At 73.3% G+C, this 11,998-nt stretch carries 16 protein-coding genes; 10 read left to right on the top strand and 6 right to left on the bottom strand.

The window, feature by feature from the left end; translation table 11 throughout:
• The first annotated feature begins 9 nt into the window (after window positions 1-9).
• Window positions 10-750, top strand: coding sequence for a TetR/AcrR family transcriptional regulator (locus ACUP6Y_RS05985; protein WP_462554772.1), 741 nt, complete (start codon window positions 10-12; stop codon window positions 748-750).
• On the opposite strand, the gene msrB is transcribed toward ACUP6Y_RS05985, so the two are convergent.
• From msrB to ACUP6Y_RS05955, 6 genes are all read right to left on the bottom strand, one after another.
• On the bottom strand, window positions 722-1,126 hold the full coding sequence (gene msrB, locus ACUP6Y_RS05980; protein WP_462554771.1) for a peptide-methionine (R)-S-oxide reductase MsrB: 405 nt from the start codon (window positions 1,124-1,126) through the stop codon (window positions 722-724). The genes ACUP6Y_RS05985 and msrB overlap by 29 nt on opposite strands.
• Before the next feature lie 22 nt (window positions 1,127-1,148).
• Complete coding sequence (locus ACUP6Y_RS05975; protein ID WP_462554770.1) at window positions 1,149-1,568, bottom strand: rhodanese-like domain-containing protein; 420 nt, start codon at window positions 1,566-1,568, stop codon at window positions 1,149-1,151.
• Entirely contained in the window at window positions 1,565-2,014 is a 450-nt protein-coding gene (locus ACUP6Y_RS05970; protein WP_462554769.1) for a cysteine dioxygenase, read from the bottom strand. Before ACUP6Y_RS05970 ends, ACUP6Y_RS05975 begins: the two co-directional genes overlap by 4 nt.
• A gap of 153 nt (window positions 2,015-2,167) precedes the next feature.
• Window positions 2,168-2,893: a hydrogen peroxide-dependent heme synthase gene (hemQ, locus tag ACUP6Y_RS05965; protein WP_462554768.1), complete on the bottom strand. Its 726-nt coding sequence runs from the start codon at window positions 2,891-2,893 to the stop codon at window positions 2,168-2,170.
• Window positions 2,894-2,915: 22 nt separating this feature from the next.
• Window positions 2,916-4,253, bottom strand: coding sequence for a protoporphyrinogen/coproporphyrinogen oxidase (locus tag ACUP6Y_RS05960; RefSeq protein WP_462554767.1), 1,338 nt, complete (start codon window positions 4,251-4,253; stop codon window positions 2,916-2,918).
• Window positions 4,254-4,274: 21 nt separating this feature from the next.
• Complete coding sequence (locus ACUP6Y_RS05955) at window positions 4,275-5,279, bottom strand: stage II sporulation protein M (protein ID WP_462554766.1); 1,005 nt, start codon at window positions 5,277-5,279, stop codon at window positions 4,275-4,277.
• Between the two features lie 39 nt (window positions 5,280-5,318).
• On the opposite strand from ACUP6Y_RS05955, the gene vapB reads away from it, so the two are divergent.
• Genes vapB through ACUP6Y_RS05910 form a run of 9 tightly spaced genes read left to right on the top strand, consistent with a single transcriptional unit; the run spans window position 5,319 to window position 11,997 of the window.
• Window positions 5,319-5,552, top strand: coding sequence for a type II toxin-antitoxin system VapB family antitoxin (gene vapB / locus ACUP6Y_RS05950; RefSeq protein WP_462554764.1), 234 nt, complete (start codon window positions 5,319-5,321; stop codon window positions 5,550-5,552).
• Window positions 5,549-5,950 (top strand): PIN domain-containing protein, encoded by a 402-nt coding sequence (locus tag ACUP6Y_RS05945; RefSeq protein WP_462554763.1) that lies wholly within the window; start codon window positions 5,549-5,551, stop codon window positions 5,948-5,950. Before vapB ends, ACUP6Y_RS05945 begins: the two co-directional genes overlap by 4 nt.
• 26 nt (window positions 5,951-5,976) lie before the next feature.
• Window positions 5,977-6,822: an RDD family protein gene (locus ACUP6Y_RS05940; RefSeq protein WP_462554762.1), complete on the top strand. Its 846-nt coding sequence runs from the start codon at window positions 5,977-5,979 to the stop codon at window positions 6,820-6,822.
• A gap of 10 nt (window positions 6,823-6,832) precedes the next feature.
• A complete protein-coding gene (locus ACUP6Y_RS05935; RefSeq protein WP_462554761.1) occupies window positions 6,833-7,891 on the top strand; it encodes an AAA family ATPase in 1,059 nt (352 codons plus the stop codon).
• 7 nt (window positions 7,892-7,898) lie between these two features.
• A complete protein-coding gene (locus ACUP6Y_RS05930; RefSeq protein ID WP_462554760.1) occupies window positions 7,899-8,789 on the top strand; it encodes a DUF58 domain-containing protein in 891 nt (296 codons plus the stop codon).
• Window positions 8,773-9,345: a hypothetical protein gene (locus tag ACUP6Y_RS05925; protein WP_462554759.1), complete on the top strand. Its 573-nt coding sequence runs from the start codon at window positions 8,773-8,775 to the stop codon at window positions 9,343-9,345. The genes ACUP6Y_RS05930 and ACUP6Y_RS05925 overlap by 17 nt, the downstream gene beginning before the upstream one ends.
• The gene (locus tag ACUP6Y_RS05920) at window positions 9,345-10,388 is read left to right on the top strand and encodes a VWA domain-containing protein (protein WP_462554758.1); all 1,044 of its coding nucleotides are present in this window, start codon (window positions 9,345-9,347) and stop codon (window positions 10,386-10,388) included. Before ACUP6Y_RS05925 ends, ACUP6Y_RS05920 begins: the two co-directional genes overlap by 1 nt.
• Complete coding sequence (locus ACUP6Y_RS05915) at window positions 10,385-11,293, top strand: VWA domain-containing protein (RefSeq protein ID WP_462554757.1); 909 nt, start codon at window positions 10,385-10,387, stop codon at window positions 11,291-11,293. Before ACUP6Y_RS05920 ends, ACUP6Y_RS05915 begins: the two co-directional genes overlap by 4 nt.
• Window positions 11,290-11,997: a tetratricopeptide repeat protein gene (locus ACUP6Y_RS05910; RefSeq protein ID WP_462554755.1), complete on the top strand. Its 708-nt coding sequence runs from the start codon at window positions 11,290-11,292 to the stop codon at window positions 11,995-11,997. Before ACUP6Y_RS05915 ends, ACUP6Y_RS05910 begins: the two co-directional genes overlap by 4 nt.
• The last annotated feature ends 1 nt before the right edge of the window (window position 11,998 follow it).

The following is an 11,998-nucleotide window of genomic DNA, read 5'->3' as shown; positions in this document are numbered from 1 at the left end:
GGTGGAGGCATGCCAGGACGCCCCCGGACGACCCGTCGCGCGACCCACTCGCTCGACCAGATCGTCGACACCGCGATCGCGATGCTCGACCGCGAGGGAGCCGGCGGCCTCACCCTGCGCGGGCTGGCCGCGGAGCTGGGCGGCGGCCTCGGCAGCATCTACTGGTACGTCGCCGGCAAGGCCGAGCTGCTCGACCTGGCCTGCGACACCCTGATCGGGCGCGCACTGGCCGCGGACGACGTACCCGCGCCGCCGATGGAGGTCGAGCTCGACACCGACGACCCCGCGGTGCTCGCCGCGGCCGCGACGGTGCGCCGGATCTCACTGGCCCTGTTCGCGCAGATGGACGAGCACCCGTGGCTCGCCGCGCAGTCCCAGCTCGGCGGCGCCGAGCGCCCCAACGGGCTGCGGATCTGGGAGCAGGTCGGCCGCGCGCTGGCCGCGATGGGCCTCTCGCCGCGCCAGCAGTTCCACGGCAGCACCGCGATCACGGGCTATGTCGTCGGCGTCGCCGCCGAGATGTCGGCGCAGGACAACGCGGTCGACCCGACCCTGTCGAAGGAGGAGCAGCTCGACCGCGTGGTCGAGCGCTGGCAGGGCGAGGAGTACGACGACTTCCCGTGGATCCGCTCGATGGCGGACCAGTTCCGCCGGCACGACGACCTCGCTCAGTTCGCCGCCGGCCTGGACCTGCTGGTCCTCGGCCTGGTCCGCCAGGCGGTCAACTCTGGTCGGCCGGCTCCAGGCTGAGGCTGATCGAGTTGATGCAGTAGCGATCGCCCGTGGGCGTGCCGTACCCGTCGGGGAACACGTGGCCGAGGTGCGAGCCGCAGTTGGCGCAGCGCACCTCGACCCGCTTCATGCCGTGGGTGTTGTCCTCGAGGTACTCGATCGTGTCGCTGATCGGCTGGTAGAAGCTCGGCCAGCCGCAGCCGGAGTGGAACTTCGTGTCGGACTCGAACAGCTTGGCCTGGCAGGCCTTGCAGCGGTACACCCCGGTGGTCTCGGTGTCGGTGTACTCGCCGACGAAGGCCCGCTCGGTGCCGGCCTGGCGGAGCACCTGATACTCCTCGGGAGACAGCGCGGCGCGCCACTCCTCGTCCGTCTTCTCGACCTCGTATGCCATGACTACGAGCGTACTCAGCCCGTCACGCCGCGGGCCCGGAGACCGGCAGGCCGGCCTCGCGCCAGGCGGCGAACCCACCCACCACGTCGGTCGCGCGCTCGACGCCGATGCTGCGCAGCGCGTCGGCGGCGAGCGAGGAGGTGTAGCCCTCCTGGCACAGCACGATCACCCGCAGGTCGTACGACGCCTCGGGCAGCCGCGCGTCGCTGCGCGGGTCGAAGCGCCACTCGAGGACGTTGCGCTCGACGACGAGGGCCGGCAGCCAGCGGGCGACCTCGCCCTCGCGGGCCCGCTGGGCGGCGGGCCGGATGTCGACGAGCAGGGCACCGGAGGCAACCAGCTCCTCGAAGGCGGCGCGGGCGCTGACCCGGTCGAGCCGGGAGCGGGCGTCGGCGAGGAGGGCGTCGATGCCGTCGTACCGCACGGGGACGAGGGTACTCACCACTCCTCCCCCGCGCGCTCGACACCGAGCGCCTCGAGCCGGTCGCCGTGGAACGCGAACCGGGTCATGGTGTGCAGCCGCGGTGAGTACGCGTGCAGCGAGAGCGCCGGGCGGTCGGTGGCGTTGCGTACGTCGTGCGCGTAGCCGGCGCCGAACGCCTTGCCGTCGCCGGGGCCGACCTCGACCAGTCGGAGCCCCCCGTCGAAGGTGTGCTCGGTGAGCCGGCCCTCGAGGACGGTGAAGGCGCCGGAGGACGAGCCGTGGTCGTGCCAGTCGGTGGCGGCGCCGGCGGGCCACGAGATCAGCCAGAGCTCGTAGTCGTCGGTGGTGAGCAGGCGGATCCAGGAGCGCTCGTACGGGTCGTGGTCGAGCAGGTGGCGCAGGTCGGGGTCGGCCGCGTGGTTGCGCACGGCCTCGAGCAGGGGCAGGACGGCGAGCTGGGTCATCGGGTTCCTCCGGGGGTTGTCGGTGCTGGATCGGGTGGCGCGGATCAACAGCAGCGACAACACAGCCCGGACGCCCCGAGGGCGGCACGCAGGACTGGGAGGCTGGTCATGCCTCCATAGTGGACTAAGTTGATAGACTTAGCAAGTAGCAGATCAGGGCAGCCGGGCGAGCAGCTCCGCGAGCTCGACGCGCCGACCGGTGTAGAACGGCACCTCCTCGCGCACGTGGCGGCGGGTCTCCGAGCCGCGCAGGTGCCGCATCAGGTCGACGATCCGGGTCAGGTCGTCGGCCTCGAAGGCCAGCATCCACTCGTAGTCGCCCAGCGCGAAGCTCGGGACCGTGTTGGCCCGCACGTCGGGGTAGTCGCGCGCCATCTGGCCGTGCTCGGCGAGCAGGCGGCGGCGCTCGGCGTCCTCGAGGAGGTACCACTCGTAGGACCGGATGAAGGGGTAGACCGCGACGTACGCGTGGGCCCGCTCGTCGGCGAGGAAGGCCGGCAGGTGGCTGCGATTGAACTCCGCCGGACGGTGCAGCGCCATCTGCGACCACACCGGCGCGAGCCGCGCTCCGAAGGCGGTGCGGCGCAGCCGGTGGTAGGCGTCCTGCAGCTGGTCGCTGCTGACGGCGTGCCACCAGATCATCAGGTCGGCGTCGGCGCGCAGCCCGGCGACGTCGTACAGACCACGGACGACGACGTCCTCGGCGGCCAGCTCGGCAAGCAGCGCCTCGAGCTCCTCGGTCTCCTGCTTGCGGACCACCTCGTCGGGCCCGAGCGGCTGCTCGAGCCGGAAGACCGACCACATGGTGAAGCGGATCGTGTCGTTGAGCTCGTTGATCTTCGCTGCGTTGGTCTGGACGTGCGCCTGGGGGTCGGTCATGACCTCATTGTGCCGGTAGGGATCACGCGAGCAGACCGGCGGCCGCGCGGTGGGCGGAGCCGATGGTGGCGGGGATGCCGACGCCGTCGTACGCCGCGCCGCAGACGGCGAGCCCGGGCACCTGGGCGACGGCCGCGCGGATCCGGGCGACCCGGTCGGCGTGGCCGACCCAGTACTGCGGCAGCCCGCCGCCCCAGCGCTGGACGACCGCGTCGACGGGCGTGCCGGTGAGACCGGTGGCCGCGGCCAGGTCGGCGAGGGAGGCGCCGACGAGCGCGTCGTCGGGGACCTGGAGGGTGTCCTCCTCGCCGAACCTGCCCAGCGAGGTGCGCAGGACGAGCAGGCCCTCCCCCGCGCGGCGGACCCAGTCCCACTTGGCGAAGGAGAACGTCGACGCCTTGACCCGGCGACCGTCGACGGGCGGGACCAGGAAGCCGGACGCGCTGGTGTCGAGCGCCTCGGCGACACCCGGGTCGTCAGCACGGAAGGCGAGGGTGACCAGGGCGACCGACGCGTAGGCGATCTGCTGCAGCTCGCGGGCCGCTTCGGGGACGAGGTCGGCGAGCAGGCGGGCGGTCGGCGCCGCGGGGGTGGCGAGGACGAGCTGGTCGGCGGGCTCGGCGCCGGTGGGGGTGGTGACCAGGAAGCCGCCGTGGGTGCGGCGGACCACGGTGACCGGGGCGTCGTACCGGACCTCGGCGCGGTCCTGCAGGTCCGCGTCGAGCGCGGCGGGCAGCCGCCACATGCCGCCGTCGACCCCCGCGAACACGGGCGGGGCGTCGGCAGGCGGCTTCGGGACGTCGACGTGGTCGTGGGTGAGCAGGTCGAGGAGCTGGGGCGCGGCGCAGCGGGCCGAGATCCGGCGGGCCTGGCCGGCGTACACCCCGCCGAGGAGGGGCTCGACCAGCCGGTCGACCACCTCGTCGCCGTACCGCTGGGCGACGAGGTCGCCCACCGAGACGTCACCGTCGGGGTGCGGGACCGCCTGGTGGCGGGCGCGGTCGAGACCGTGGGCGGACAGGATGCCGGTCCCGGCGAGCTCGTCGAGGTCGAGCGGGGCGCCCATCACCGTGCGCGGCAGGCGCCGGAGCGCGCCGCGGGTCCAGACCCGGGAGGTCGCGGCGGTGGGATGGACGAGCGGCAGGCCGAGGTCCGTCGCGAGGGCGGTCCCCTCCGGGCGCCGGTGCAGCATCGCCTCGGCGCCGACGTCGACGGTGATGCCCGCGACCTCGCCGGCGCGCAGCTTTCCCCCGGACCGGTCGGTCGCCTCGAGCACGAGCACGCCGGCCCCTGCCTCGGCGAGGGCGCGGGCCGCGGTCAGCCCGGCCATCCCCGCCCCCACCACGACCGCCCGGCTCATGGGGGCCAGCGTAGGAGCACCTCAGGCCTGGGTGGCGACCCGGTCCTCGAGCAGCGAGGCCGACACGTCGCCGGTGATCCCGCGGGAGAAGGCGGCGCGACCGACCACGAAGACGTAGGCGAGGAAGACCAGCTCGGCCACCACCCCGATCGCGATCCGGGCCCAGGTCGGCAGCGGTGAGGGCGTCACGAAGCCCTCGATGATGCCGCTGACGAGCAGGCACACCGCCAGGCCCAGGGCGACCGTGACCGACGTGCGTCCGGCCTTGGCGAGCGACTGGGCACGGGAGAGCTGCCCGGGCTCGACCCACGACCAGAACAGCCGCAGCCCCACTCCCCCGGCGACGAAGACGCAGGTCAGCTCGAGCAGGCCGTGCGGGATGATCAGCCCCCAGAACAGCTCGCCGCGGTCGTGTCGGATCATGATCGACCCGACGATCGCCAGGTTCGCGACGTTCTGGAACAGCAGGTAGAGCACCGGCAGCCCGAGGATCCCCAACGCGATGCACAGCGCGCTCACCCACGCGTTGTTGACCCACACGTGGGTCGCGAACGCACCCGCGGCGTTCTCGCTGTAGTAGCTCTCGAAGTCGTTGCCGACCAGCTGGTCGATCTCCTGCGGCGAGAGCAGGCTCTGCTCCACCTGCGGGTGCTGGCCCAGCCAGACCATCATCACCGCCGTCACGACGACGTTGCCGGCCAGGCAGCCCAGCCACCACCAGCGCAGCTGGTACAGCGCCGCCGGGAACCGCTCGGTGAAGAACTCCGCGAACCCCCGCCAGCGCAGGCTCCGCGACGCCAACATCGCGATCCGCGCCCGCCCCAGCAGCGACGACAGATGGGCCACCAGCTCGCCGTCCGGCGCCGAGGTCCGTACGACGGACAGGTGGGTCGCCACCTGCTGGTAGCGGTCCACCAGCTCGTCGGCCTCCGCCCCCGTCCGGCGCCGCTGGCGCACCAGCTGGTCCAGGCGCGTCCAGGACCCCGCATGGGTGGCGACGTAGGCGTCGAGGTCGATCCGGGGCATGGGGACAACCTATGCGGTGAGTGCGTATATACTTGGCGTATGTCCGTCGTCACCAAGCTGTTCCTCTCCAACCGGACGCAGGCCGTGCGCCTCCCGAAGGCCGTCGCCTTCGACGAGTCCGTCTCCGACGTCGAGATCGACATCGTGGGCGACGCCCGAGTGATCAGGCCGGCGGGCTCGCGCGTCGACGTGTTCTGGGACAGCGAGCTGCGGATCAGCGACGACTTCGGCCGCGAGCAGCCGAGCGCTCCGCAGGAGCGGGCCTGGGCGTGACCTCACGCCACCGCCACCTGCTCGACACCGACGTGGCCATCGAACTGCTGCGCAAACGCGACCTGCCGCTGCGGGAGCGATGGCGCGCGGCCGGGCCGGTGGCGGCGTCCGCCGTCTCGCTGTTCGAGCTGCGGTTCGGCGCCGCTCGCAGCGCCGACGCCGCGCGCAACGACCTCGCGGTCGACGAGCTGGCGGCGGCCGTCGACTTCCTCGACTTCGACGCGGACGCGGCCGCACATGCCGGGGACATTCGTGCCGACCTCGCCCGCCAGGGCACCCCGATCGGCGCCTACGACGTGATGATCGCCGGGCACGCCCGCTCCCGGGGACTCATCGTCGTCACCCGCAACGAGCGCGAGTTCCGGCGGGTCGACGGGCTCCGCGTCGAGCGCTGGTGACCGGCGCGTGTCCTAGGCTGCCCGCGATGACCACCTCCGACTTCGCCACCGTCACCGCCGACGACCTGGTCACCGGCGAGGGTGTGGCGCTCGACCTGCCGGCCGCCTCGCTGGGCCTGCGGATGGCGAGTGGGCTGATCGACGTCGCGGTGACGCTCTTGAGCCTGGTGGTGCTCTACATCCTGCTGCTCGTCGGCGCCTCGGTCGCCCACGACGAGGCGCTGATCGGGGCGGGCGTCGTGCTCACCTCGGTGGTCACCTTCCTCGTCGTCCCGACCGCGCTGGAGACCCTGACCCGCGGCCGGTCGGTGGGCAAGCTGGCGCTGGGCCTGCGCACGGTCCGCGACGACGGCGGGCCGATCAGCTTCCAGCACGCCCTGGTGCGGGCGCTGATCGGGTTCGTGGAGATCTACGCGTTCTCCGGGGCGCCGGCGTTCTTCTCGGTCATGCTCAGCACCCGCGGGAAGCGGCTCGGGGACTACGCCGCCGGCACGTACGTGGTGCGTGAGCGGGTGCCGCTGCGGCTGCCGCCCCCGCCGCCGATGCCGCCGCAGCTGGCGGCCTGGGCGCGGCGTACCGACCTCGCGGCGCTGCCGACCGGCACCGCGCTCGCCGTACGCCAGTTCCTCGGCCGCCTCGCCACCCTGGACCCGGCGTCGCGGGAGCGGGTGGGGCGAGCGCTGCTGGCCGACGTGGCGCCGCACGTCGCCCCGCCCCCACCTCCCGGTGCCCCGCCGGAGCTGGTGCTGATGGCCGTGGTGGCCGAGCGGCGGGAGCGCGACCTGGCCCGGCTGCGCCGTGACGACCAGCTCCGCGGGCGGCTCCTCGCCGACGACCGCCGGGAGGGGATGAGCCACCCGCCCGCTGGGTAGGTTGGGCGCCATGACGCAGGTCAACGAGCCGCCGACCGCACCCACCGGCCGCACCCGGCGTGCTCCCTCCGAGCCGAGCACGCCGCTGTCCGCCGACGAGCTGGCCCGCGCGACCGAGGCGATCAGCAAGGTCTCCGACGCCTTCTCCAGCCGGGTCGTCGGCCAGCACCGGGTCCGCACGGCTCTCCTGGTCACCCTGCTCGCCGAGGGCCACGTGCTGCTCGAGAGCGTGCCGGGCCTGGCGAAGACCCTCGCCGCCGCGACCCTGTCCCAGGCGGTGAGCGCGCGCTTCGCCCGGATCCAATGCACCCCCGACCTGCTGCCCAGCGACATCATCGGCACCCAGGTCTACGACCCGCGCCGCCACGAGTTCGAGACCCAGCTCGGCCCGGTGCATGCCAACTTCGTACTGCTCGACGAGATCAACCGCGCGAGCGCGAAGACCCAGTCGGCGCTGCTGGAGGCGATGCAGGAGCGGCAGACCTCGATCGCGGGCACCATCCACCCGCTGCCCGACCCGTTCATGGTGCTGGCCACCCAGAACCCGATCGAGGAGGAGGGCACCTACGTCCTCCCCCACGCCCAGATGGACCGCTTCCTGCTCAAGGAGATCATCGACTACCCCACCGAGGACGACGAGCTGATGGTCCTCGAGCGGATCGACGACGGCATCCTGGGCCAGCACATGACCGACGTCCCCGCGGTGGTCACGCCGCAGGAGGTCGCCGAGCTGCAAGAGCTCGTGCGCCGGGTGTACGTCGACCCGGCGATCCGCCGCTACATCACGGCCCTGGTGCGGGCGACCCGCGACGTCACCGGCCTGCTCGGGCCCGACCTCGGCACCTACGTCGAGATCGGCGCCAGCCCCCGCGGCTCGATCGCGTTCTTCCAGGCGGCGCGGGCGATGGCGGTCGTCCAGGGCCGCCACTACGTCATCCCGGAGGACGTGCGCGAGCTGCGCCACAGCGTGCTGCGCCACCGGCTCCACCTCAGCTTCGAGGCGCTCGCCGACCGGGTCCGCCCGGAGACGATCATCGACGCCGTCTTCCGGGCGGTGCCGACCCCGTGAGCCGGCAGTGACGGCCCACCTGACCCGGATCAAGTCGCGGCTGGCCATCCACGCCCACCGCAAGGTGTGGGGCCTGCTGGAGGGCGAGTACGCCGCGATCCACGTCGGGCGCGGGATCGACTTCAACGACCTACGCGAGTACGTCCGCGGCGACGACGTGAAGGACATCGACTGGAAGGCCTCGGCCCGCAGTCGTCAGCTGCTGGTGAAGAGGTACGTCGCCGAGCGCAAGCACACCGTGCTGCTGTGCGTCTCGACCGGTCGCAGCATGGCCGCGCTCAACGACGCCGCCGTCGCCAAGCGTGAGCTCGCGGTCCTGGTCTCGGGCGTGCTGGGCTACCTCGCCGTCCACCACGGCGACCTGGTCGCGCTCGTCCACGGCGACGAGCAGCGCCGTCACGTCGAGCGCCCCGGCGCCGGCGAGCTCCACCTGGAGCGCCTGCTCGGCGCCGTCCACGACGCGATCACGCCCGAAGGCCCGCACGGCGACCTGCCCGGGCTGCTGCGCCACGTCGTGCGCACCATCCGGCGCCGCACCATCCTGGTCATCGTCACCGACGACGTGACCCTCTCCGAGGAGTCCACGACGCTGCTGCGCCGACTGACCGCCCAGCACGAGGTGCTCTTCTTGACCGTCGGCGACCTCGACCCGACCCGGAGCGAGGTGGCGGACCGGCGGCTCGTCGACGTCGACGCCGACGCCGAGGTGCCGGGTTGGCTGCGGCGCGACGCCCGGCTGCGGGCGGAGTTCGCCGCGCTCGTCGACGAGGAGGGCCGGCGGATGCGGCGCCGTCTCGAGCAGCTCGGCATCGCCCACGAGCCGGTCCGCGACCCCGACTCCGCGATCACCGCCGTCTTCCGGCTCCTGGAGAGGCACCGACATGCCCGCCGCCGCTAGCCTGGATCTGGCCGAGCGCGTCTTCGCTTCGGCGGGGGAAGCAAGCTTCCGGAGCTTCGCTCCCGCCGCGCTGCCGGCCCCGCAGCTCCCCGAGGAGTTCACCGGCCCCGTCGGATACGCCGACCGGTGGCTGTGGATCGCCGTCGGGCTCGCCGCCGCGCTGGTCGTCTACTACCTGCTGTCCTGGTGGCTCACCCGCGCGCCCCGGCCACCGGCCCTCGCCCGTCCGGGCGTGCCACTGCCCGACGTACGCCAGCAGCACCTGGCCCGGATCGACCGGATCGAGGCGCAGGTCCGGGCCGCTGAGCTCCCGCCGCGCGAGGGCCATCAGCAGCTCAGCGAGGTGGTCCGCGACTACGTCGCCGCGGTCACCACACTGCCCGCTCGGACCATGGCGCTGGCCGACCTCCGCGGCCGGGCGCCGGCGCCGCTGGTCGAGGTGCTCGAGCTGGTCTACCCGCCGGAGTTCGCCCCCGACGACGCCGTGGCGCGCGACCTGTTCGACACCGCCGCCGAGCGGGCGCGCGACCTGGTGACGAGCTGGAGCCTCGCCTGATGTGGGACACCGACACCACCACCTTCCGCTGGCCGTGGCTGGCGCTGGCGCTCGGTGCCCTCGTGCTGCTGCTCCTCGTGCTGTGGCTGCGGCCCTGGCGCCGGCCGAGCCGGGCCGGCGCGTCGTACGTCGCCCACGCGGCTCGGCTGCAGTCCCTCCCCCGCTTCCACGTCCTGGTCCGCCGCCAGGTGGTCCTCGGCGCCTGCGTGACCCTGTGCGCGCTGGTGGCCTGCACCGGTGCGGTGGTGCTGGCCGGGCGACTGCAGCAGCGCCAGACCATGACCCAGGAGGACCGCACCCGCGACATCGTGCTGTGTCTCGACGCGTCCGGGTCGATGGCGGAGGTCGACGCCGAGGTGCTGCGCGAGTTCCGGGCGATCATCTCAGGCCTGCGCGGCGAGCGGATCGGGCTGACCATCTGGAGCGGCGCCGCGATCACGGTGTTCCCGCTGACCGACGACTACACCTACGTGCTCGAGCAGCTCAACGCCGCGGAGAAGGCATTCGCCTCGGGTGATGTCTACAGCGACGACTACGCCATCTTCACCGCCGGCACCGTGCTGGACTGGGACATCCAGTCCCAGATGGGCGACGGGCTGGCGTCCTGCGTGCAGCGCTTCGACCGCAGCGACGAGGACCGCAGCCGCGCGATCGTGCTGGCCTCCGACAACGAGCCGATCGGTACCGGCATCTTCACCGTCCCCGACGCCGCCGCCTACGCCCGCGAGAAGAAGGTCGTCGTCCACGGCATCGCCGCCCCGACGACCGCCGAGCGCCCTGACGCCGCCCAGCAGTTCGAGTCCGCCGTGACCAGCACCGGCGGCACCTTCTCCATGCTCGGCGCCGACGGCAGCACCAAGGCGGTGATCGACGCGATCGCCCGGCTGGACGCCAAGCCGATCAAGCGCCGGCCGCTCGTGCAGGTCCTCGACCGGCCGCGGCTCGGCACCGTCGTCGTCGGGATCGGCCTCGGCGGCCTGATGCTGCTGTGGGTGGTCCAGGGCGTGCTCGTGCTGCGCGAGCGAGCGGAGGCACGCCGATGAGCCTCGTCCTGGCCCGCCGGATCGGGATCGTGCTGCTGTTCGTGGTGATCCTGCTGCGCCCCGGCCTCGGCCGCGCCGAGGTCCCCACCCAGCTCTCCGACCTCGACGTCGTCGTGGTCATCGACCGCACCCGCTCCATGGCCGCGCTCGACTACGACACCAAGCTGCCCCGGATCACCGGCGCCAAGGCCGACCTCGCCGCGCTCGCCGAGGCCCTGCCCGGCGCCCGGTTCGGCATGCTCGCCTTCGGCACCGACGCGCGCGTCGTCCTCCCCCTCACCTCCGACAGCGCGGCCTTCGGCGCCGCCGTCGACACCCTGTACCTGGAGAGGCCCAAGGACGGCATCGGCTCACGCGCCGACCGCCCGGTGCCCGAGTTGACGGACCTCCTCGAGCGGTCCGCGGAGCAGGCACCCCAGCGGCGCCGGATCGTCGTCTACGTCGGCGACGGCGAGGACACCACGAGCGAGGGCAGCGACGAGTCGTACGCGGACGTGAGGGACTTCGTCGCCGGCGGGGCCGTCCTCGGCTACGGCACGGCCAGGGGCGCCCCGATGCCGGAGGACGACGAGCTGAACGGCGAGCTCGGCCTGGTCCAGGACCCCGAGACCGGCGACACCGCCCAGTCCCACGCGGACCTCGACAACCTCCAGCAGGTCGCCGACGAGCTCGGCGTCCCGCTCGAGCACCGCACCCGGCCCGGCGGCCTGGACCATCTCGCGGAGTCGTTCGAGGCGTCGTACTCCGACGGCACCGGCGGCCACACCCGCCCGGCCCAGCACGACCTGACCTGGCTGGCCGGCGTCCTGCTGCTCGGCCTGCTGCTGATCGAGCTGCACGCCGGCTGGCGCGCGGTCTGGACCTCGCGCCAGGTGCTGACGCCGCGGAGGGGAGCCGCCCGATGACGAACCCACGCCGCCGCCTCCGGCGGATCCTGCTCCTGGCCGGGCTGCTGCCCGCGCTCCTGGTCGCGGGGTACGCCGTCAAGGTGACCTTGATGCTGCAGGCCAACGCGTCGGGCCGCGACGCCTTCGATCGCGGCGACCTCGACGGCGCGGCCGCGGAGTTCGCCGGCACCCGCCGGCTGAACTGGCTCGAGTCCTGGGTCGCCGCCTTCGACGAGGGCACCGCCGACCACGCGCAGGGCAAGTACGCCGGCGCCATCGCGTCGTACCGCGCGGCGCTCGAGGACGTCCCCCGCCGCGACGAGTGCACCGTGCGGATCAACCTCGCCCTCGCCCACGAGGCGGTCGGCGACGCCGCGGCCGAGTCGGGCTCGAGCGACGACGCGCGGGCGGCGTACCAGGCCGGCATCGACGCGCTCGCCGCCGGCGACTGCCCCCAGGACTCCGGCCGCGGCACGGAGCAGAGCGAGGACGCCGACGCGGTCGACCAGCGGCTGCGGGAGAAGCTCGAGCAGAGCCGACAGGAGCCGCAGGACCCCCAGGACCAGCAGCCGCCCCAGCAGGACCAGCCACCCCAGGACCCCGGCGACTCCGACCCGCGCCGCGACCGCCTGCAGGAGCAGAACGACCGCGGCGCCGACCAGCGGCACGAGGACCAGGGGCTCTACGACGACGAGGACTACACGCGTCCTGATGCCTGGTGAG

The sequence above is a fragment of the Nocardioides sp. S5-5 genome, assembly GCF_054954065.1.
Note: the sequence above shows the minus strand (reverse complement) of the source record. Positions and strands in the feature narration are given on the sequence as shown.

Coding starts and splice junctions, on each gene's coding strand:
- ACUP6Y_RS05985 (WP_462554772.1), top strand. CDS start 10: ATGCCAGGACGCCCCCGGACGACCCGTCGCGCGACCCACTCGCTCGAC.
- msrB (WP_462554771.1), bottom strand. CDS start 1,126: ATGGCATACGAGGTCGAGAAGACGGACGAGGAGTGGCGCGCCGCGCTG.
- ACUP6Y_RS05970 (WP_462554769.1), bottom strand. CDS start 2,014: ATGACCCAGCTCGCCGTCCTGCCCCTGCTCGAGGCCGTGCGCAACCAC.
- hemQ (WP_462554768.1), bottom strand. CDS start 2,893: ATGACCGACCCCCAGGCGCACGTCCAGACCAACGCAGCGAAGATCAAC.
- ACUP6Y_RS05960 (WP_462554767.1), bottom strand. CDS start 4,253: ATGAGCCGGGCGGTCGTGGTGGGGGCGGGGATGGCCGGGCTGACCGCG.
- ACUP6Y_RS05955 (WP_462554766.1), bottom strand. CDS start 5,279: ATGCCCCGGATCGACCTCGACGCCTACGTCGCCACCCATGCGGGGTCC.
- vapB (WP_462554764.1), top strand. CDS start 5,319: ATGTCCGTCGTCACCAAGCTGTTCCTCTCCAACCGGACGCAGGCCGTG.
- ACUP6Y_RS05940 (WP_462554762.1), top strand. CDS start 5,977: ATGACCACCTCCGACTTCGCCACCGTCACCGCCGACGACCTGGTCACC.
- ACUP6Y_RS05935 (WP_462554761.1), top strand. CDS start 6,833: ATGACGCAGGTCAACGAGCCGCCGACCGCACCCACCGGCCGCACCCGG.
- ACUP6Y_RS05925 (WP_462554759.1), top strand. CDS start 8,773: ATGCCCGCCGCCGCTAGCCTGGATCTGGCCGAGCGCGTCTTCGCTTCG.
- ACUP6Y_RS05920 (WP_462554758.1), top strand. CDS start 9,345: ATGTGGGACACCGACACCACCACCTTCCGCTGGCCGTGGCTGGCGCTG.
- ACUP6Y_RS05915 (WP_462554757.1), top strand. CDS start 10,385: ATGAGCCTCGTCCTGGCCCGCCGGATCGGGATCGTGCTGCTGTTCGTG.
- ACUP6Y_RS05910 (WP_462554755.1), top strand. CDS start 11,290: ATGACGAACCCACGCCGCCGCCTCCGGCGGATCCTGCTCCTGGCCGGG.